This window comes from Polaromonas sp. AER18D-145, from assembly GCF_002379095.1.
In the GTDB taxonomy this organism is placed as follows: Bacteria; Pseudomonadota; Gammaproteobacteria; order Burkholderiales; family Burkholderiaceae_C; genus Polaromonas.
The window spans coordinates 72,089-88,910 of sequence record NZ_NBZV01000003.1 but is presented as its reverse complement, the minus strand read 5'-3'; the positions used below and the strand labels follow the sequence as shown (position 1 = coordinate 88,910).

Below are 16,822 nucleotides of genomic sequence, written 5' to 3'. Positions count from 1 at the left end.
ATGGACAGTCTTGAAGTCAAGGTCATCCGCAAAACCCTGGAAGCCGAGGGCATCACCAGCTTCGAGCTGGCCCGCGCCGACGGTGCGCCGCTGCCGGCCTTCAGCGCCGGCTCCCATGTCGATGTGCAGATTCCCGGCGGGCTGACGCGCCAGTACTCGTTGTGCAACGACGCCATCGAGCAGCACCGCTACCGCATCGCCGTGCTGCGCGACCCGGCGTCGCGCGGCGGCTCCGTCGCCATGCACGAGGCCGTGAACGAGGGCGACGTGATCCGCATCAGCGCGCCGAAAAACCACTTTCCGCTGCAGCACGCACCGCGCACGCTGCTGCTGGCCGGCGGCATCGGCGTGACGCCGCTGCTGTGCATGGCGCAGCGGCTGGCGGCCATCCACGCTGATTTCACCCTGCACTACTGCACCCGCTCGGCCGAACGCACCGCCTTCCGCCAGGAGATCAGCAGTTCGGCCTTTGCCGACAAGGTGTTTTTCCACTTCGACGCGGGGCCGGCCGGGCAGAAACTGGACCTGCCGGCCGCACTGGCCGGCGCCACCCCCGAACACCAGCTGTATGTCTGCGGCCCCGCCGGCTTCATCGACCATGTGGTCAGCACGGCCAAGGCCAGCGGCTGGCGCAGCGAGCAGATTCACCTCGAGTATTTCGGCGCGGCGCCGCAGGACACGGCAAGCGACACCGGCTTTGAGGTGAAGATCGCCAGCACCGGCAAAAGCTACACCGTGGGCGCGGCGCAGAACGTTGTGCAGGTGCTGAAAGACCATGGCATCGAGATCCTCACCTCCTGCGAACAGGGCGTCTGCGGCACCTGCATCACCCGTGTGCTCGAGGGCGAGCCCGACCACCGCGACATGTACTTCACCGACGAGGAGAAGGCAAAAAACGACCAGTTCACGCCCTGCTGCTCGCGCGCCAAAAGCAAAACCCTGGTGCTGGACCTGTAGACCGGCCACCGGCGGCTGTGCCCTGATATTTACATTTACATTTGCATTCACCTTCCCCCTGCCTGACTTCATCGACCTCAAAGGAAAAAGAGACATGACCCAGCTCCCCGCCCGTTACGACCACGTTGGCAGTTTTCTGCGCCCCAAATACCTGCTGGAAGCCCGCGAGCAGAAGGCCAAGGGCGAGATCACGCCCGAGCAGCTGCGCAAGGTGGAAGACAAGGCCATCACCGAGATCGTCAAGTTCCAGGAAGACGTGGGCCTGAAAAGCATTACCGACGGCGAGTTCCGCCGCACCTACTTCCACATTGATTTTCTCGAGCAGATCGGCGGCGTGAAAACCGACATCCCGGTCACCGTCATCCGGCCCGACGGCACGCAGGAGCTGGCCCCGCCGGTGATGCGCGTGATCGACAAGGTGCGCCACGTCAAAGACATCCAGCTCGCCGACTTCCAGTACCTCAAGAGCCAGGTCTCTGCCGGCAACACGCCCAAGGTGACCATCCCCTCACCCACCATGCTGCACTTCCGCGGCGGCCGCGCCGGCATCAGCAAGGAAGCCTACCCCGAGCTCGACCCGCAGTTTTATGACGACGTGGCCAAGGCCTACGGCGACGAGCTGCGCAGCCTGGCCGCCGCCGGCTGCACCTATGTGCAGATGGACGACACCAACCTGGCCTACCTGTGCGACACCAAGATGCGCGAAGCCGCCCGCCAGCGCGGTGACGACCCCGACGAGCTGCCGCACCGTTACGCCGGCTTCATCAACAAGGTGGTGGCGCAAAAGCCCGAAGGCATGTTGCTGGCCATGCACCTGTGCCGCGGCAACTTCAAGAGCACCCACGCCGCCGCCGGCAACTACGAGCCGGTGGCCGAGGCGCTGCTCAAGGAAATGAACCTGGACGCCTACTTCATGGAATACGACGACGACCGCTCCGGCGACTTCAAGCCCCTGCGTTTCCTGCCCAAGGGCAAAACCGTGGTGCTGGGCCTGGTGACCACCAAGTTCGGCACGCTGGAAAGCAAGGACGAGCTGAAACGCCGCATCGAGGAAGCCGCGAAATACGCCCCGCTGGAGCAATTGGCCCTGTCACCGCAGTGCGGCTTTTCCAGCACCGTGCACGGCAATGACATCGCCGTCGAAGCCCAGCGCGCCAAGCTGCGCCTGGTGATCGAGACGGCGCAGGAGGTGTGGGGTTCGGTCTGATCGGTTCGCCGACTGCCCGATAAAGAAAAGCCGCTGGCAACTGCCGGCGGTTTTTTTATGTCAAATCGGGCTGTAGCCCAATAAATACGGTCGCCAGCAGCTATCAAATAATGAGAATTTCGCCACCCTTACCCTCGGCTACGGGTCTGTGACCTCCATGTATTTCATGCTAAAAGCGTTGACAGTTCGCGCAATGTATTTGCGAGCGGTCTGGCGCGCTGCTGGCTGAAAGTGTCGCCCGGCAAATGGCCTGACAGGGCTTGTTCGAACTCGGGATTGGCAAACAGCGCCGTGAGTTCTGCCGCCAGGTAGGCGCGCAGCTCCGGCGTTGCGGCACGGCACTCGGCCAGCAGTTCGGGCCGCCGGTCTGCCACGGTGATGATGTCTTCAAGATCATGGCTACCCAGAAAGTCTGGCCTGCCATCGGCGTCTTTGCCCCGGTCCTTGAACGCCTCTAACTTGGTGCCAATGAAAACCGGGGCGCTAATGAGCCGGATGCTCATGCCGCTGGGCAGTGTGACCAGTTCTGCAGTCTGCAGGGCCAATGGATACCAGCGGTTGGCAAAGCCCAGGATGTCCTTGACCGTGGGCATCAAGTCAAGCGTGACATTTTTATAAACCCACCGGCAAATGGGTGCATAGGGCCGCATGTCGTTGCTGAAGCCCTGAGCGCGGACTTGCTTCTCAATGGCGTGGTAGTCATGCACCGTCAGCGCTTGCGCAACGATGTCAACGTCTTCGGTGATGCGGATGCGGTCGGGCCGCTCCTGCGTCAGCAACAGACCCGTAGCGCAACCGCCCACAAAGATCACGCTTTCACATACCGGACCCAAGGCCTGCGCCACGAGCTCCAGAATAGCCAGATTGGGGTTGTTGAATGCGGCCATCAGCTCAACCTTTCTTCCAGCAGCTTGCGGGCCATTTCGCGTTCGCGCGCCTGGCCTATGCGCAGCGCGTCAAACAAGGCCAGCAACTCGTACAAAGCCGGGTCCTGCGCGGCGGCGAGGGGCAACTTGGGGTACAGAGGCAGCAGCGCACTGCCGCGCACCGGGCCGTCTGCATGGGGCCACACGGGCGGTGTCTCATCAGCAAACAGCACTTTGGACTTGAGCGGCTCAACACCATAGGCCGTAGGAAAACCCATGGTGATCTCGCCCCTTACCGCCGGGAAAAAGTAAGGCGCCCCCTGCAACACCATGGGCCTGAAAGCCGCCAGCACCAGCGTAGGGACGTCATTAACCTCAGCCAACAGACGCGCTCCACCGAGCCGCGCCATGCAGGCGTGGGCTTCAAACTGCGACATGTGCATGGCCTGCGCCAGTGCTGTGTAGGGCAGCTTTTGCCCTGCCAGACACACCAGCTTGAACCCCATGGCCAGGTCTTGCGGTTTCAGCGACCACTGCGCATGGCCAAGGCGGGATTTGATTCCGGAAGAACTCATTGGCAACCCTTGCATTCAATATGCATACAGAATATGCCATGAATTATTTTAAAATTCAACAACAAAATCATAGTTGTCTGCAATATGCATATTGAAATACAAGTTCTCACAGCCTGAAAACCAGGAAAAGCCACACGCAACACGAAATCAACGATTGAAATCGGGCTCCAGCCCAATAACTATGGCCGCAAGCAGCTATGACTTTAATAGCAACCCATGCATCGTCCGCACGCCCGCAGCCCCGCCGGCGCCCCACCTTGCCGCTGCCGGGGCTTCCCGCAGCGGCGGCGCGGGCCGGCAGTGCCTGGTCGATACTCGGGGCACATGCCAAACACCCTGATCACCCGCTTCGCCGCGCACCTGCGCAACCACTGGAAAAGCCATCTGGCCCAACTGGCCATGCTGGTGGCGATCGTGGTTGCGGTTCAGGCCTGGCAGACGCGGCATGTGCCGGCCGGGCCGGCGCCCGATCTGGCCATCAGCGTGCTGCAGCCCGACGGCACGACGCGCAGCACCACGCTGGCCCAGTGGCGCCAGGCCCACCCCGGCCAGCCGGTCGCCCTGCACTTCTGGGCCGAGTGGTGCCCCATCTGCCGCACCGAAGAGAACAGCGTCACCCGGCTCGCGCAGGACTGGCCGGTGTTGACGGTGGCCATGCAGTCCGGCCCGGCCGACAAGGTGCGGCAGGTGCAGCAGCAGCGCCAGTTGCCCTGGCAAACCGCCATCGATACGCGCGGTGAGCTGACGCGTGCCTTCGGCTTTCAGTCGGTGCCCTCTTTTGTGGTGATCGACGGGCAAGGCCAGCTGCGCAGCGCCAGCGCGGGCTACACCACCGAACTGGGCATGCGCCTGCGCCTGTGGTGGGTCAGGCTGTTCTGAGCGGGTTCTGAGCCTGGGCTGACAGGGCTTGCCCATCTGGCGTCACGGCTTGTGCCTGTCGCCAGACTGGAGGTCACGTTTTGTGATTTCAAGCTCCTGATACCCCGTCGCCGCATCCGGCTCGCGGGAGAACTCCCACTCCGGCAGCAACGCCAGCAACACCTCCGCCGTGGTCCGCACCGTGCAGCCCGGCGCCACATGGCCGCCCAACACTTCGCCGGTGGCGGTGGACAGCGCCATGTGCAGGTGCGAGCTGCTGCGTGCGCCCTGGCCCGTGCCGTTGAACGCCACCGTGCCCGACAGGCTCAGGATTTCCATGTCACCCGTCAGGCGCCGCGGCTGCTTTGCGCCCGCAAAACGCAGGCCCGCGCTGGACAGGCTGCCGATGCCGGACAGCACAAACGCCGCGCGGCAGTTGGCGCCGCGCACCGCCGCCTCGATGGCGGTGCGCAAGTCCTCGCCGGGGCTCAGGCGAATGGGCAGGGTCTGCATGGTTTTCTCACAAGAAATTGGCCTCCAGCCCTTATGCTTATTGCGCAGGCAGCTATCAAATCAGGAGTTACGCGCCCCTCACCCACCCTGCTTCGGGTCGGTGATCGCGGTGTATTTCTGGCTGGAGCCGCGCGCACGGTCCACCGGGTACTTTGCGGCATTGACGGCCAGCTTCAGCCGCGCCGCCTCCAGCAGGTCAATCTGCAGCTTGTCGCAAAGCTGCAGCAGGTACAGCAACACATCGGCCGCCTCGGCGGCCACCTCGGCTTTTTTGGGTGCGGCCAGTGTGCGGCTTTGTTCTTCCGTCAGCCACTGAAAGTGCTCCAGCAACTCCGCCGCCTCCACCGACAGGGCCGACGCCAGGTTCTTGGGCGAGTGAAACTGCGCCCAGTCACGCGCCTGGGCGAAGTCGCGCAGGGACTGGGTCAGGGAGGGAAGATCGTTGTTCATATCTTGGCATTCTATGCAAAAAACCGGCTACAGCCCAATAAATACGGGCGCCGGCAGCTATCAAAACACTAGCGATTGGCAGACGTCACTGACAAACTTCACTGACAGGTCTGCGGTAAAACCCATCGGCCGGTTAGCTGGTTTGGGTTTGGGTTCGCCAGACGCATCCCTCTCATCCGCCTGAAACAGCATCTCGCGCCGCTGCCCGGCCGTTCCGTCGCAATCCACCCCAGCGCCGCCCTTCGCGCGCCTACCATCGCCTCCAGTTTCAATCCAGTCAACACCCACGGAGCTCACCATGTCCCTTTCAACACGCCCTGTCACCCTCGTTTTTTGCGGCCTGCTGCTGACGGCGGCCCAGGCCATGGCGGCGCAAGCCGGCTGGCGCCAGATCACCATTCCAGCCACCACGGCGGATGCCGCGCCCATCGTGGCGGCCTTGTATTACCCCACGCAGGCGGCCGCGCGCACCATCGCCATGGGGCCGTTCAATGTGAACGTGGCCATGCAGGCCGCGCCCGAGGCCAAGGTCAAGGGCCTGATCGTCCTGAGCCACGGCACCGGCGGCAGTGAACTTGCGCACAGCAGCCTGGCCGAGGCGCTGGCGCAGCAAGGCTACCTGGTGGCCGCACTGCGCCACCCCGGCGACAACTGGCAAGACCGCTCCTTGCGCCAGGGCAGCCTGGAGCGTTATGCCACCGAGCGGCCGCGGCAGGCGTCGCGCGTGATCGACGCCTTGCTGAACGACCCGTTATGGAAGGACCGCATCGCCAGCGACGCGAAGGGGCCACGCGTGGGCGCCGTGGGGCATTCGGCAGGTGGCTACACCGTGCTGGCCCTGGCGGGTGGGCGGGCCGAGCCGTCACGCTTCGACGCGCACTGCAATGCCGAGCGCGCCGAGGACCCGATTTTTTGCAACACCGGCAAGGAGCGCATCCCGGCCACCAACGCTGGCGCCGCAGCGCCGGCCATTCCGCCTTTGACCGATACACGCGTGCGGGCCGTGGTGGCACTGGCGCCTATGGGGGCCTTGTTCAGCGCCGCCTCGCTGGCGCAAATCCGCATTCCGGTGGCGGTGTATGGGGCGCAGCAAGACCGTTTTCTGGTGCCGCGCTTTCATGCCGAATGGGTGGCCGCCAACGTGCCCGGTGTTGACATGCACCGGGTGCCCAATGCCTGGCACTTCGCGTTTCAGGACATGCCCACCATGCCCATCCCTTCCGAAGACGGCGACATTGGCGCCAACCCGCCGGGCTTTGACCGTGGCGCGTTTCTGGGCCAGTTGCAGCGTGAGCTTCCTGCGTTTTTTGACAAGGCATTGAACTGACAGTGCCTGGGGCAGGCAGCCACTGATGCGGCGCCGCGTCCCCCTACCGGGCGGGCGACTTGTTCAGCGCCGCAGCGGTGCGTATCAGCGCCTTGAAGGCCGCTTCATCGATGGCATCGCCCTCCGCCAGATCAATGGCGCGCCGGGTGTTGCCTTCCAGGCTGGCATTGAACAGTTTGGCCGGGTCCTTGAGCGAGGCGCCCTTGGGGAAAGTCAGCTTCACCTTGTCTTTGTAGGTCTCGCCGGTGCAGAGAATGCCGTCGTGCGACCACACCGGAAGGCTCCACTTCCACTCCTCGACCACCGCCGGGTCGGCCTGCTGGATGAGCGCGCGGACACGGGCGAGCGTCTTGCCTCGCCAGTCGTCCAGGCTCTTGATCTTCGCGTCGATCAGCCGGACGGGGGATTCGCCCTGGGTCTCTGCGGTCTTTTTCATGGTTGCACCTCATCGAACTGTTTTGCGCTCATGCCAAGGGCATGACCTCGGCCAACAACTTTAAGGTCGCAAATTGCGACTTCAAATTCAGTACAGCACCAAATCGCCAGCAATATGCACCGCCCCCGCCTTCTCCAGCTTTTGCACCATTGCCTCAATCTGCTCCGCTGTACTGCCTTTGCCCAACTGCGCCCCTACATGGCGCAAAAATGACTTGAGCTTGTGCGGGGCCTTGTTGCCCATCTTGGCGAGGCCGTTTTTGATGCGAGTCAACTCTTTGGCGTCTGCCGACATTGCAGCTTTGGACTGGGTAGCCACTTTGGCTGCTGACGGCTTGGGGTTTGCGGACTTTTTGGCGGTCGCCTTCTTGACTGGAGCTTTCTTTGCTGCAGCTTTTTTGGCCGCTACAGGTGCTTTGGCGGGAGCTGCTTTTTTTGCCGGCGCAGCCTTGGCGGCAGGAGCTGTTTTTTTGGCTGCGGCTGGCGCCACGGCCTTGACCGCTGCTTCAACCACTGGTTTGGCGACTGTGGAGGGCTTGGCTTTGTGGCCCATGCGCTTCACCGTGAAGTTCAGCAATCGGGCGTGGGCAATCATGGGGTCATAACCCTTGTCGTTGGCCACTACCACCAGGTGCGCGTCCGGGTGCTTGGCCGCCACATAGCCTAAATAAAACGTCAGGTGAAAGTCCAGCGCGTTTCGGCCCTTACCACTGCGGGGCACCAGCGTCACGCCGGTATGGGCTGTCGCCATCTGCTGCGCCTGCTTGATCTGATGCGGGCCATGGAATAGCCAGACATCGGTGAAGTCAGGCGCGAGCTTGACCAGCTCTTCGAGCGTGGGCTGGACGTTCTCATAGTCCACCAGTGCGTGTAGCTCTTTCATGTGGCTGTTCCCTGTCGAATCGGGTTCTATCCCCGATACCTATTGCACAAGTAGCTAGTATTTTTATAGTGCACATCTATCCCGCTGGCAGCGCGAATCCATCACTCTCCTAATATTTCCCGGAGGGAAAATCTGGCCAGTGCAATAGTTGCCGTTGCAGCTGCGGCAGACAGCAGTCCGCTAACCATCAAAGTGATACCCAGCAACGGTTGTAAATTTTTTGCGACCATCCACGTTGCGCCAAAACACGCAACTGCCCCAAACAAACACCAGACGAACGCAACCAAAATCCGCATCTTAAGTTGTGGATAGTCGGGCCATTCAATCAGCACCTTCTTGCCGCCACTTAACGACAGCAACTCAAAACCCTCTTTGTAGTTAAAAGCAAGCATTGCCAAAGACAAGCCTGCAGCGGACAGCCCCCAGCCTACGCCATCACCCATCGGCTTCAACAAGAGGTCCGCCCAACCCGGTACATATATATAAATGACAATAGGTATGAGAGCTAGCACCAGTTCCGGCGAGAAAAATACAAGCCGAAGAAAATCAAGAGTGCGTCTCATGGATGCTCAAGGCCTCGCTCGTCGTTGATTTTTCTAAATGCATCAAAAGCCTGCTCGAAAAGCCGCGATGGATGTGGGTCACCTTCAAACAAGAAACTCTTTTGGTTCTCGCTGGTTCGGATGATGACATCCCGACCACGCTCTGAACCCTTCACCCGTGCACGACCATAGCCGTCAGCAGCCATTAATAAGGCCGCATCACCAAGGCCGTCCAGCAATGGCTCCATTAGCGCAACCATTTCTGCGGCTGGCTTATCCGAAAGAAACGCAGCCGCGATCTCTGGCAATTTTGTTTCAATGCCTTGAATGCCCTCCTCTTTGATGACGGCCTCTTTTAGTTTTCGCTTCAGCAAATATTCACTCAATGATTTCCAGCAAGGGCCAAATAGGGGGTTCGGTGGAAACACCGTAGCCTGCAATTCCGTAATCCTGTCCAAACCTGCAAGCCTAGTTACAAAAGTTCGCAAATCAGCAACTGCTTCAATGTCGCATGCGACAAAAAACTTCTGGTACTTCGCCTCAACCAAGTCTTTAAATACTTTTTCAAACTGCTCACTTGGAAAGGCATTCCAGATATGCCGATAGGCAATGCCGCTAAACCCTGGCAGATATACAAACGGGCTTGCGACATCAATGAGGTTTGGAACTGCGGCAGCGGCAGACGCATGTTGGGCCTCATGAACGACCTCAACTGAACCCAATTGCCTGTATTTCGCAATCTTCGCGTAAAACCCAGTTTCACTGCCGGGCGAGCCAAACGTCTGAAAGTCAATGAAGCTGTAGCGCGTACCACGATATTCGATAGTTTCAGGTTCGCGCATAGCTTCGGCGATCTTTGCCGCAGTAAGTTCGCCACGTTTTCGAATCCTACCGAGGTAATACTTGGCTTGTTTGGTCATTCACCCTCCATTTTATAAACTTCGAATTATTTTTTAAGTTCTACCCGCAGTAGCGCCCATGCACCCCTGAGGTTAGCCATATCGCAGACATGCCAGCCTGCTTGCTGCAACAGCGTGTTTAAGCTGACTCTCGCTTATTGCTCTGGCGTCATTGGTGTTGCCTCTGGTCGATTCTAGGTGCGAGCCCGCCAAGAGGCATCCCCCAATGAGAGGACATGCCACAAGCGCCCGATGAGTACCTATGAATATATTTTCAGAAGGAACTGAATACAGAATCGGCCTACATCCCTTATGCAGCGGACGCAAGTAGCTATCTAATTTATAGCTATTGAGCAGGCTCGCATCATCAAGACGATCGCTTCAACCCCACCGCAAACCCCCGCATCACCGCATCCCGCGCCATCACCCCCCGGTACCACCGCTGAACATTCGGAAAATCCGCCAGGTCAATCTTGTGCCGCTCATGCCGCCAAGCCCAGCCGACGATGGCGAAGTCGGCTATTGAGATTTCTTTGCCTGCAAAGAAGGTGTGGTCGGCCAGGCGGCGGTCCATCACGCCGTAGAGGCGGCGGGTTTCGGCCATGAAGCGCTCCAGGCCGTAGCGGCGATCGGCTTCGTTTTCCAGCCCGGCGAAGTGGTGCACCTGGCCGGGCATGGGGCCGAAGCCGCCCACCTGGAACATCAGCCATTCCAAAGCGGCGACGCGGGCGCGTGGGTCTTTGGGCAGGAAGGTGCCGGTCTTTTCGGCCAGGTAGATCAGGATGGCGCCGGACTCGAAGACGCTGATCGGTTGGCCGCCCGGGCCGTCGGGGTCGATGATGGCGGGGATCTTGTTGTTGGGGCTGATCTTCAGGAACTCGGGCGCGGTCTGCTCGCCCTGGGTGATGTCCACCACGTGCACCTCGTAGGGCAGGCCCATTTCTTCGAGGGCAACACTGATCTTGCGGCCGTTGGGGGTGTCGAAGGTGTAGAGCTGGATGGGCATGGGGTCTTTGTGTTGATGGGTGGGTGCGTTCGGGATGCAGTCTGCCACAGGGTGTTGGCGCCTGCAGCCGACGCGGCGATACTGGTGAGCGTTTCAAAAAACATGACCATCGGAACGCTCCATCCCTCACCCCGCCCCTCTCCCAAAGGGCGAGGGTGAGAGCAGTTCAATTCACTGTCGTGTATTTGAAAAAGATCACCAAACCCATGACCTGCCGCCTCCCCGCCCTTGCCGCCTGCTGCATCGCCCTGGTGCTGGCCGCCATCAGCAGCTTTGCCCTCGCCGCGCCGCCCGCCAACGACACGCTGCGCATTGGGTCCAAACGTTTCACCGAGTCCTACATCCTCGCGCAGGTGCTGGCGCAGACGGCGGCGCCGCACACGCCCACGCCGCCCTCGGTGCTGCAGGGCCTGGGCAACACGGCCATTGTTTATGAAGCGCTGCGCTCGGGCAGCATCGACCTCTACCCGGAGTACGTGGGCACCATCAGCCAGGAGATCCTCAAGGGTGATGCGGCCATGACGACGCAGGCCATGAACGCTGCGTTGGCGCCGCTGGGCCTGGGTGTGGCGGTGCCGCTGGGGTTTAACGACGGCTACGCGCTGGCCATGCGTGAAGACACGGCGCAGCGGCTGGGCATCACGTCGCTCAGCGATCTGGTGAAACACCCGGCGCTAAAGCTGGGCCTGTCGAACGAGTTCATTGGCCGGGCCGACGGCTGGCGCGGGCTGGCGCAGCGTTATGGCGCGGCGCAGGTGCCGGTGGCGCTGGACCACGGGCTGGCCTATGACGCGATTGCGCAAAAGCAGGTGGACGTGATCGACATCTACACCACCGACGCAAAGATTGGTCACCTGGGCCTGCGCGTGCTGAAGGACGACAAGGCTTACTTCCCGCGCTATGACGCGGTGCTGCTGTATCGGCTGGATGTGCCCACGCGTTTTCCGCAAGCCTGGGCGGCGCTGCAAAAGCTCAGTGGCAGCATCGACGAAAACGCGATGATTGCGATGAACGCGCGGGCCGAGCTGCAGGGCGTGGCGTTTGATGTCATCGCCCGCGACCACTTGGCTGCCAAGGCCGGTGGCGCACCAGCTGTCACCAGCACAACACAAGACCCGAACCAGCGCGGCTTCTGGGACAAGCTGTTCGGCCCGGATCTGGCGCGGCTGACGCGGCAGCACCTGGCGCTGACCTTGATTTCGGTCGGGCTGGCGGCGCTGATCGGCATTCCGCTGGCGGTATGGGTGTTTCCGCACCCGCGCCTGCGCGCGCTGGTGCTGGGCGCCACCGGGCTGATGCAGACCGTGCCTTCGCTGGCGCTGCTGGCCATGCTGATCTCGCTGCTGGGCGTGATCGGCACCGTGCCGGCGCTGATGGCGCTAATGCTGTATGCGCTGCTGCCCATCATGCGCAACACGGTGGCGGGGTTGAACGAGGTGTCGCCCGGCCTGCGCCTGGCCGGGCAGGCGCTGGGCATGACGGCGAGCCAGCGCATGCGCCACATCGAGCTGCCGCTGGCGCTGCCCACCATCGTGGCCGGCGTGCGCACGGCCACCGCCATAGCCATTGGCACGGCGACGATTGCCGCTTTCATCGGTGCGGGCGGTTACGGCGAGCGCATCGTCACCGGGCTGGCGCTGAACGACGGCCAGTTGCTGCTGGCCGGCGCCCTGCCCGCCACCTTGCTGGCGCTGCTCAGCGAAGCGCTGTTTGAAGGCGTTGACTGGCTGATGCGGCGCCGCCGCGCCGGTTGAAAGCCCGAAAAGGCTACTTTGTCTTGCCCCCCTCGCCCTCCGGGAGAGGGTGGGGGTGAGGGCCGCCAACCCTCACCCCTGCCCTCTCCCAGGGGGAGAGGGAGTAAAACCAGCCCATACTGCCTGAGCGCTTACTTTTTACAACCCAAAATCGGCCTCCAGCCAAATACCTGTGCGCGCAAGCAGCTATCAAATCAGGAGCGCCGAAACGCTCCCATGCGGCTTACTGCGGCACCACCCCGGCACTTTTGACGACGCGGGCGTATCGCTTGAGTTCGCTGGCAAAGAACTCTTTCGAGGCTTCGGGCGTAGCTACCTTGATGATGTTGCCCTGTTTGGCCATGGCCTCCTTGACCTCGGGCGTGGCGAAAGCCGTGGAGAAGGCAGCGTGGATGCGGCTGACGTTCTCGGCGCTCATGCCCTTGGGGCCCACGGCGGCGAACCAGCCCTCCACCACGTAGAAGGGCAGGCCCGCTTCGGCCGAGGTCGGAATGTCGGGCGCGGCCGGGCTGCGCGCCAGCGAAGCGATGCACAGGGCGCGCAGGTTGCCCGCCTTCACCTGGCCCGCCACCGCAGGCAGCGCGCCCACGCCCCAGTCGACCTGGCCGCCGACGATGTCCTGCATCATCGGGCCGAAGCCGCGGTAGGGAATGTGGGTGGAAAAGGTGCGCGTCAGGTCCTTGAAGATCTCGGCCGCCAGGTGCAGGATGGTGCCGTTGCCCGACGAGGCGTAGTTGTACTTGCCGGGGTTGGCCTTGAGCAGGGCAATGAATTCCCTGAGGTCTTTGACCGGCAGCTTCGAGTTGACCACCAGCACCATGGGTGTCGCGCCCAGCACCGCAATCGGCGTGATGTCGTTGACCGGGTCGAAAGGCACGGACTTGAGCACGCTGGGGTAGATCACGTGGTTGTTGGAGACCACGCTCAGCGTCTGGCCGTCGGGCGGCGACTTGATCATGGCCGAAGTGCCCACCAGGCCGCCGGCGCCGGGCTGGTTCTCGATCACCACCGTCTGGCCCAGCGCTTTGGACAGCGCCGCGCTGGAGGCGCGGACGATGGTGTCCACCCCCGAGCCAGCGCTGATGGGCAGGATGAAGCGCACCGCCTTGTCGCTCTGCGCATGCGCTGCACCGCCCAGCGACAGGCCGGCGGCACCCAGGCCGAGGCCGCCCAGGGCGGCCAGGGCATGGCGGCGTGACAGCATGTGTTGTTCTACGGTTTTCATCATTTGTCTCCTTCTTTGGTTTTGCAATTCACTCACTCTTCAACGACGGTTCAGGCCACCACAGCCTGCGCCCTCAACGCATCGATCTCGCTGGCGCCCAGTCCCAGGCCTTCCAGCAGCTCGCGCGTGTGTTCGCCCAGGCGCGGCGGGTGCAGGCGTACGCCCAGGCGCTGGCCACCCATGGTGATGGGAAACAGCGTGGTCTTGACACTCTCGCCGGCTTTCGGGCCGTCGGGCAGGCGCACGTCGGCCAGGCCGCCAGTGGCCAGCAGGTGTTCGTCGTCCAGCAGGTCTTCGGGCCGGCGGATAGGCGCAAACGGCAGGCCGGCCTTTTCCATGATGGCCGACAGCTCGGCCGCGCTGCGCCCGGCAATGCGTTCGGCAATGGTCTTGAGCAGGCGCGGGCGCAGGGCCACGCGCAGGTTGTTGGTGGCGAGTTCGGGCTCGGCTTTCAGGTCGGGGAAACCGAGCACGTCGCAAAAGGTCAGCCACTGCGCGTCGCTGACCGCGGCCAGGAAGATCTGCTCGCCGTCCTTCACCGTGAACACGTCGTAGACGGCCCAGGGGTTGTCGCGCGCGGGCATGGGCGCCGGGTGTTTGCCGGTCATGGCGAACTGCAGCATGTGCTGGCCCATGAGAAACACATTGTTCTCGTACAGCGCCGACTGCACCTCCATGCCATTGCCGGTGATGCCACGCTGGATCAGCGCGCCCAACGCGCCGATGGCGCCGAACAGCCCGCCCATGATGTCGTTGACGCTGGTGCCGGCGCGCAGCGGGTCGCCGGGCCGGCCCGTCATGTAGGCCAGGCCGCCCATCATCTGCACCACCTCGTCGAGCGCGGTGCGGTGGTCGTAGGGGCCGGGCAGAAACCCCTTGTGGCTCACGTAGATCACGCGCGGGTTGACCTGGCTCAGCGCGGCATAGTCCAGGCCGTACTTGGCCATGGTGCCGGGCTTGAAGTTCTCGGCCACCACGTCGGCCGTGGCGCAGAGCTTGCGCGCCAGCGCCGCGCCGGCCTCGCTGTGCAGGTCGATGCCCATGCTTTTCTTGTTGCGGTTGAACATGGGAAAAAAGCCCGAGCCCGCGCCCAGCAGGCGGCGCGTGCGGTCGCCGTCAATCGGTTCGATCTTGATGACCTCGGCGCCCATGTCGGCCAGCACCATGCCGCAGGTCGGGCCCATGACCATGTGGGTGAACTCGATGACGCGCAGGCCGGTGAGGGGTTGCGGTGCGTTGCTGTCAGTGCTTGTCATCGGGATTCCGGTTGGGTTAGCTCGGGTTAAAAACGGTGGTTCAGGCCAGTGCGGCCACAGAGGCCACAGGAACCGCGGCGGCGTCGGACTTCATGGTTTTGGGCAGGCCGGCGCGCCACAAGGTGCCGTGCAGGGTCTCGCCACTGAGCCAGCCGGCGAGTTTTTTGCGCAATGCGATCAGTTGGTCGAAGTCCTGCCCGGTGCTGATGCCCATGCTGGCCAGCAGGTAGGCCAGGTCTTCGGTGGCGACGTTGCCGCTGGCGCCGGGCGCATGCGGGCAACCGCCTATGCCGCCCAGGCAGGCGTCGAAACGTGTCACGCCCATCTGCAGCGCGGCATACACGTTGGCCAGGCCCAGGCCGCGTGTGTCGTGGAAGTGGCCGCAATTGAGTTTGTCGCCGGCGACAGGCAGCGTGAGCGCAAACAGTTTCTGCACCATGGCCGGGTCGGCATACCCCACGGTGTCGGCCAGGCTCACGCGGTCCACGCCGGTGTCGAGCACGGCCTTGACGAGGCGCAGCACCTCGGCGGGCTCCACCCTGCCCTGCAAGGTGCAGCCAAAAGCGGTGCTGATGCCGACCTCGATCAGGGTGGACGAACCGGCCGCGTCGCGCGCCGCGCGTATGCGGGCGATCTCGGCCACAACCTCGTCGGGTGTCTTGCGCAGGTTGGCCAGGCTGTGGGCATGGCTGGCCGAGAGCGGCACCAGCATCAGGTCGGCATTGCCCTCGATGGCACGCTCCGCGCCCTTGAAGTTGGGCACCAGCACCGACACGGCGAGGCCCGGCAGGGTTTTGGCAAAGGCCACCAGCTCAGCGGTGTCGGCCAGTTGCGGCAGCAGGCGCGCGGGCACAAAGGAGCCGACCTCGATCTCGCGCTGGCCGGCGTCGTACGCGCCGCGCAGCCATTCGAGTTTTTGCGCGGTGGGCATCACCTGCGCAATGCTTTGCAGGCCGTCGCGCAGGCCCATCTCGCGAATGATGGCGTGGCGCGGCAAGGCGGCTCGCGTGAAAGTGGGTGCAGCCAAGGTTTGTCTCCTGTTGTGCCTGTTCTGGGGTGCTGCCGACAGTTTAAAATTTCCCAGAAGAAATTTCTTTGCTATTTTGGAACGCATAAACTTCCAATCAGGAATATCAAGAATCTCCAAGGACAACCACTTTGCGCGACCTGGACCTCACCACCCTGCGGCTGTTTGTCTCGGTCTGCGAGACCGGCAACATTGCGCGCGCCGGCGAAAAGGCCAGCATCGTCGGCTCGGCTATCAGCAAGCGGCTGGCGCAACTGGAGCAGACCGTGGGCACGCCCATCCTCACGCGCAAGCGCCATGGCGTGGAACCCACCGCCGCCGGACAGACCCTGCTGGAACATGCACGCGCCATGCTGGCTAGCGCGGCGCGCATCGAACGAGACATGGAGGCCTACGCGGCCGGCGTGCGCGGACAGGTGCGCATCCTGGCCTCGGCCTCGGCCATGGCCGAGTCGCTGGCCGACGACGTGGCTTCCTTCCTGCAACTGCCGGCGCACGCCAACATCCAGGTCGACATGGAAGAACGGGTGAGCCCGGAGGTGGTGCGCGGCGTGCGCGACGGCACCGCCTCGCTGGGCATCTGCTGGGACGCGGTGGACCTGGGGCCGCTGCAGTCACGCCCCTACCGCAGCGACCACCTGTGCATGGTGGTACCCAAACAGCATCCGCTGGCCAAACGCCAAAGCCTGCGCTTCGAGGACACGCTCGACTACGAACACGTGAGCATGCCGGTGGCCAGCGCGGTGCAGGTGATGCTGCAGCGCGCCGCGGCCCGGCTGGGGCGCAGCGTGACGCAGCGGGTGATCGTCGCCAACTTCGAAGCCGCGCTGCGCGTGGTGCGCGCCGGCTTGGCGATCAGCCTGGTGCCGCGCGAGGTGGCCGAGATCTACGCCGACGCCTACGGCCTGACCATGGTGCCCATGGCCGAGCCCTGGGCGCAGCGCCGCTTCATCATCTGTTACCGCGATGCCGCGGCGCTGTCGCCTTCGGCCCAGCTGCTGGCCGAGCACCTGGCGGTGCTGGGCCAGCGCGCCTGATGGGG

At 63.0% G+C, this 16,822-nt stretch carries 18 protein-coding genes; 6 read left to right on the top strand and 12 right to left on the bottom strand.

The window, feature by feature from the left end; genetic code table 11:
* Together B7G52_RS03070 and B7G52_RS03065 are read left to right on the top strand one after the other, a co-directional pair.
* Positions 1 to 957 carry a PDR/VanB family oxidoreductase gene (locus tag B7G52_RS03070; protein WP_096696195.1) on the top strand — a complete coding sequence of 319 codons (957 nt, stop codon included), beginning with the start codon at positions 1 to 3 and terminating at the stop codon, positions 955 to 957.
* Positions 958 to 1,051: 94 nt separating this feature from the next.
* Positions 1,052 to 2,164 carry a 5-methyltetrahydropteroyltriglutamate--homocysteine S-methyltransferase gene (locus B7G52_RS03065; protein ID WP_096696194.1) on the top strand — a complete coding sequence of 371 codons (1,113 nt, stop codon included), beginning with the start codon at positions 1,052 to 1,054 and terminating at the stop codon, positions 2,162 to 2,164.
* Between the two features lie 164 nt (positions 2,165 to 2,328).
* On the opposite strand, the gene B7G52_RS03060 is transcribed toward B7G52_RS03065, so the two are convergent.
* Both B7G52_RS03060 and B7G52_RS03055 read right to left on the bottom strand, forming a co-directional pair.
* Entirely contained in the window at positions 2,329 to 3,051 is a 723-nt protein-coding gene (locus B7G52_RS03060; protein WP_096696193.1) for a hypothetical protein, read from the bottom strand.
* Positions 3,051 to 3,605 (bottom strand): hypothetical protein, encoded by a 555-nt coding sequence (locus B7G52_RS03055; protein ID WP_096696192.1) that lies wholly within the window; start codon positions 3,603 to 3,605, stop codon positions 3,051 to 3,053. The genes B7G52_RS03060 and B7G52_RS03055 overlap by 1 nt, the downstream gene beginning before the upstream one ends.
* Positions 3,606 to 3,929: 324 nt before the next feature.
* Here B7G52_RS03055 and B7G52_RS03050 point away from each other — a divergent pair, with 324 nt between their 5' ends.
* Positions 3,930 to 4,484, top strand: coding sequence for a redoxin domain-containing protein (locus tag B7G52_RS03050; protein WP_096696191.1), 555 nt, complete (start codon positions 3,930 to 3,932; stop codon positions 4,482 to 4,484).
* A gap of 42 nt (positions 4,485 to 4,526) precedes the next feature.
* On the opposite strand, the gene B7G52_RS03045 is transcribed toward B7G52_RS03050, so the two are convergent.
* Positions 4,527 to 4,976, bottom strand: coding sequence for a PPC domain-containing DNA-binding protein (locus tag B7G52_RS03045; protein WP_096696190.1), 450 nt, complete (start codon positions 4,974 to 4,976; stop codon positions 4,527 to 4,529).
* Between the two features lie 78 nt (positions 4,977 to 5,054).
* Positions 5,055 to 5,426, bottom strand: coding sequence for a nucleotide pyrophosphohydrolase (locus tag B7G52_RS03040; protein WP_096696189.1), 372 nt, complete (start codon positions 5,424 to 5,426; stop codon positions 5,055 to 5,057).
* A 298-nt stretch (positions 5,427 to 5,724) separates the two neighbouring features.
* Between B7G52_RS03040 and B7G52_RS03030 the strand changes: the two genes are divergently transcribed.
* Positions 5,725 to 6,753, top strand: coding sequence for an alpha/beta fold hydrolase (locus B7G52_RS03030; RefSeq protein ID WP_096696187.1), 1,029 nt, complete (start codon positions 5,725 to 5,727; stop codon positions 6,751 to 6,753).
* A gap of 43 nt (positions 6,754 to 6,796) precedes the next feature.
* Here B7G52_RS03030 and B7G52_RS03025 read toward each other — a convergent pair whose 3' ends face one another.
* The 5 genes from B7G52_RS03025 to B7G52_RS03005 form a co-directional block, all read right to left on the bottom strand.
* Entirely contained in the window at positions 6,797 to 7,189 is a 393-nt protein-coding gene (locus B7G52_RS03025; RefSeq protein ID WP_096696186.1) for a DUF1801 domain-containing protein, read from the bottom strand.
* An 87-nt stretch (positions 7,190 to 7,276) separates the two neighbouring features.
* The gene (locus B7G52_RS23525; RefSeq protein WP_170954663.1) at positions 7,277 to 8,071 is read right to left on the bottom strand and encodes a PIN domain-containing protein; all 795 of its coding nucleotides are present in this window, start codon (positions 8,069 to 8,071) and stop codon (positions 7,277 to 7,279) included.
* 101 nt (positions 8,072 to 8,172) lie between these two features.
* Positions 8,173 to 8,634, bottom strand: a complete 462-nt coding sequence (locus B7G52_RS03015; RefSeq protein ID WP_096696185.1) for a hypothetical protein — start codon at positions 8,632 to 8,634, stop codon at positions 8,173 to 8,175.
* Positions 8,631 to 9,533: a hypothetical protein gene (locus B7G52_RS03010; RefSeq protein ID WP_096696184.1), complete on the bottom strand. Its 903-nt coding sequence runs from the start codon at positions 9,531 to 9,533 to the stop codon at positions 8,631 to 8,633. Before B7G52_RS03010 ends, B7G52_RS03015 begins: the two co-directional genes overlap by 4 nt.
* A 346-nt stretch (positions 9,534 to 9,879) precedes the next feature.
* Entirely contained in the window at positions 9,880 to 10,518 is a 639-nt protein-coding gene (locus B7G52_RS03005) for a glutathione S-transferase family protein (protein WP_096696183.1), read from the bottom strand.
* A 206-nt stretch (positions 10,519 to 10,724) separates the two neighbouring features.
* On the opposite strand from B7G52_RS03005, the gene B7G52_RS03000 reads away from it, so the two are divergent.
* Positions 10,725 to 12,272, top strand: a complete 1,548-nt coding sequence (locus B7G52_RS03000) for a glycine betaine ABC transporter substrate-binding protein (protein WP_096696264.1) — start codon at positions 10,725 to 10,727, stop codon at positions 12,270 to 12,272.
* A 223-nt stretch (positions 12,273 to 12,495) separates the two neighbouring features.
* Here the strand turns inward: B7G52_RS03000 and B7G52_RS02995 are convergent, their stop codons facing one another.
* The 3 genes from B7G52_RS02995 to B7G52_RS02985 are packed head-to-tail and all read right to left on the bottom strand — an operon-like array spanning position 12,496 to position 15,780.
* Positions 12,496 to 13,500 (bottom strand): tripartite tricarboxylate transporter substrate binding protein, encoded by a 1,005-nt coding sequence (locus B7G52_RS02995; protein ID WP_096696182.1) that lies wholly within the window; start codon positions 13,498 to 13,500, stop codon positions 12,496 to 12,498.
* Between the two features lie 47 nt (positions 13,501 to 13,547).
* Positions 13,548 to 14,753 carry a CaiB/BaiF CoA-transferase family protein gene (locus B7G52_RS02990; protein ID WP_096696181.1) on the bottom strand — a complete coding sequence of 402 codons (1,206 nt, stop codon included), beginning with the start codon at positions 14,751 to 14,753 and terminating at the stop codon, positions 13,548 to 13,550.
* A gap of 40 nt (positions 14,754 to 14,793) precedes the next feature.
* Positions 14,794 to 15,780 carry a hydroxymethylglutaryl-CoA lyase gene (locus tag B7G52_RS02985; RefSeq protein WP_371328988.1) on the bottom strand — a complete coding sequence of 329 codons (987 nt, stop codon included), beginning with the start codon at positions 15,778 to 15,780 and terminating at the stop codon, positions 14,794 to 14,796.
* A gap of 131 nt (positions 15,781 to 15,911) precedes the next feature.
* On the opposite strand from B7G52_RS02985, the gene B7G52_RS02980 reads away from it, so the two are divergent.
* Positions 15,912 to 16,817, top strand: a complete 906-nt coding sequence (locus B7G52_RS02980; protein ID WP_096696179.1) for a LysR family transcriptional regulator — start codon at positions 15,912 to 15,914, stop codon at positions 16,815 to 16,817.
* Positions 16,818 to 16,822: the final 5 nt, after the last annotated feature.

Excerpts from the sequence above, each read along its gene's own strand:
- B7G52_RS03000 (WP_096696264.1), top strand. The coding sequence starts at position 10,725 with ATGACCTGCCGCCTCCCCGCCCTTGCCGCCTGCTGCATCGCCCTGGTG.
- B7G52_RS03060 (WP_096696193.1), bottom strand. The coding sequence starts at position 3,051 with ATGGCCGCATTCAACAACCCCAATCTGGCTATTCTGGAGCTCGTGGCG.
- B7G52_RS03040 (WP_096696189.1), bottom strand. The coding sequence starts at position 5,426 with ATGAACAACGATCTTCCCTCCCTGACCCAGTCCCTGCGCGACTTCGCC.
- B7G52_RS03005 (WP_096696183.1), bottom strand. The coding sequence starts at position 10,518 with ATGCCCATCCAGCTCTACACCTTCGACACCCCCAACGGCCGCAAGATC.
- B7G52_RS03045 (WP_096696190.1), bottom strand. The coding sequence starts at position 4,976 with ATGCAGACCCTGCCCATTCGCCTGAGCCCCGGCGAGGACTTGCGCACC.
- B7G52_RS03070 (WP_096696195.1), top strand. The coding sequence starts at position 1 with ATGGACAGTCTTGAAGTCAAGGTCATCCGCAAAACCCTGGAAGCCGAG.
- B7G52_RS03050 (WP_096696191.1), top strand. The coding sequence starts at position 3,930 with ATGCCAAACACCCTGATCACCCGCTTCGCCGCGCACCTGCGCAACCAC.
- B7G52_RS03065 (WP_096696194.1), top strand. The coding sequence starts at position 1,052 with ATGACCCAGCTCCCCGCCCGTTACGACCACGTTGGCAGTTTTCTGCGC.
- B7G52_RS03015 (WP_096696185.1), bottom strand. The coding sequence starts at position 8,634 with ATGAGACGCACTCTTGATTTTCTTCGGCTTGTATTTTTCTCGCCGGAA.
- B7G52_RS03055 (WP_096696192.1), bottom strand. The coding sequence starts at position 3,605 with ATGAGTTCTTCCGGAATCAAATCCCGCCTTGGCCATGCGCAGTGGTCG.
- B7G52_RS23525 (WP_170954663.1), bottom strand. The coding sequence starts at position 8,071 with ATGAAAGAGCTACACGCACTGGTGGACTATGAGAACGTCCAGCCCACG.
- B7G52_RS03025 (WP_096696186.1), bottom strand. The coding sequence starts at position 7,189 with ATGAAAAAGACCGCAGAGACCCAGGGCGAATCCCCCGTCCGGCTGATC.
- B7G52_RS02990 (WP_096696181.1), bottom strand. The coding sequence starts at position 14,753 with ATGACAAGCACTGACAGCAACGCACCGCAACCCCTCACCGGCCTGCGC.
- B7G52_RS03010 (WP_096696184.1), bottom strand. The coding sequence starts at position 9,533 with ATGACCAAACAAGCCAAGTATTACCTCGGTAGGATTCGAAAACGTGGC.
- B7G52_RS02995 (WP_096696182.1), bottom strand. The coding sequence starts at position 13,500 with ATGATGAAAACCGTAGAACAACACATGCTGTCACGCCGCCATGCCCTG.
- B7G52_RS03030 (WP_096696187.1), top strand. The coding sequence starts at position 5,725 with ATGTCCCTTTCAACACGCCCTGTCACCCTCGTTTTTTGCGGCCTGCTG.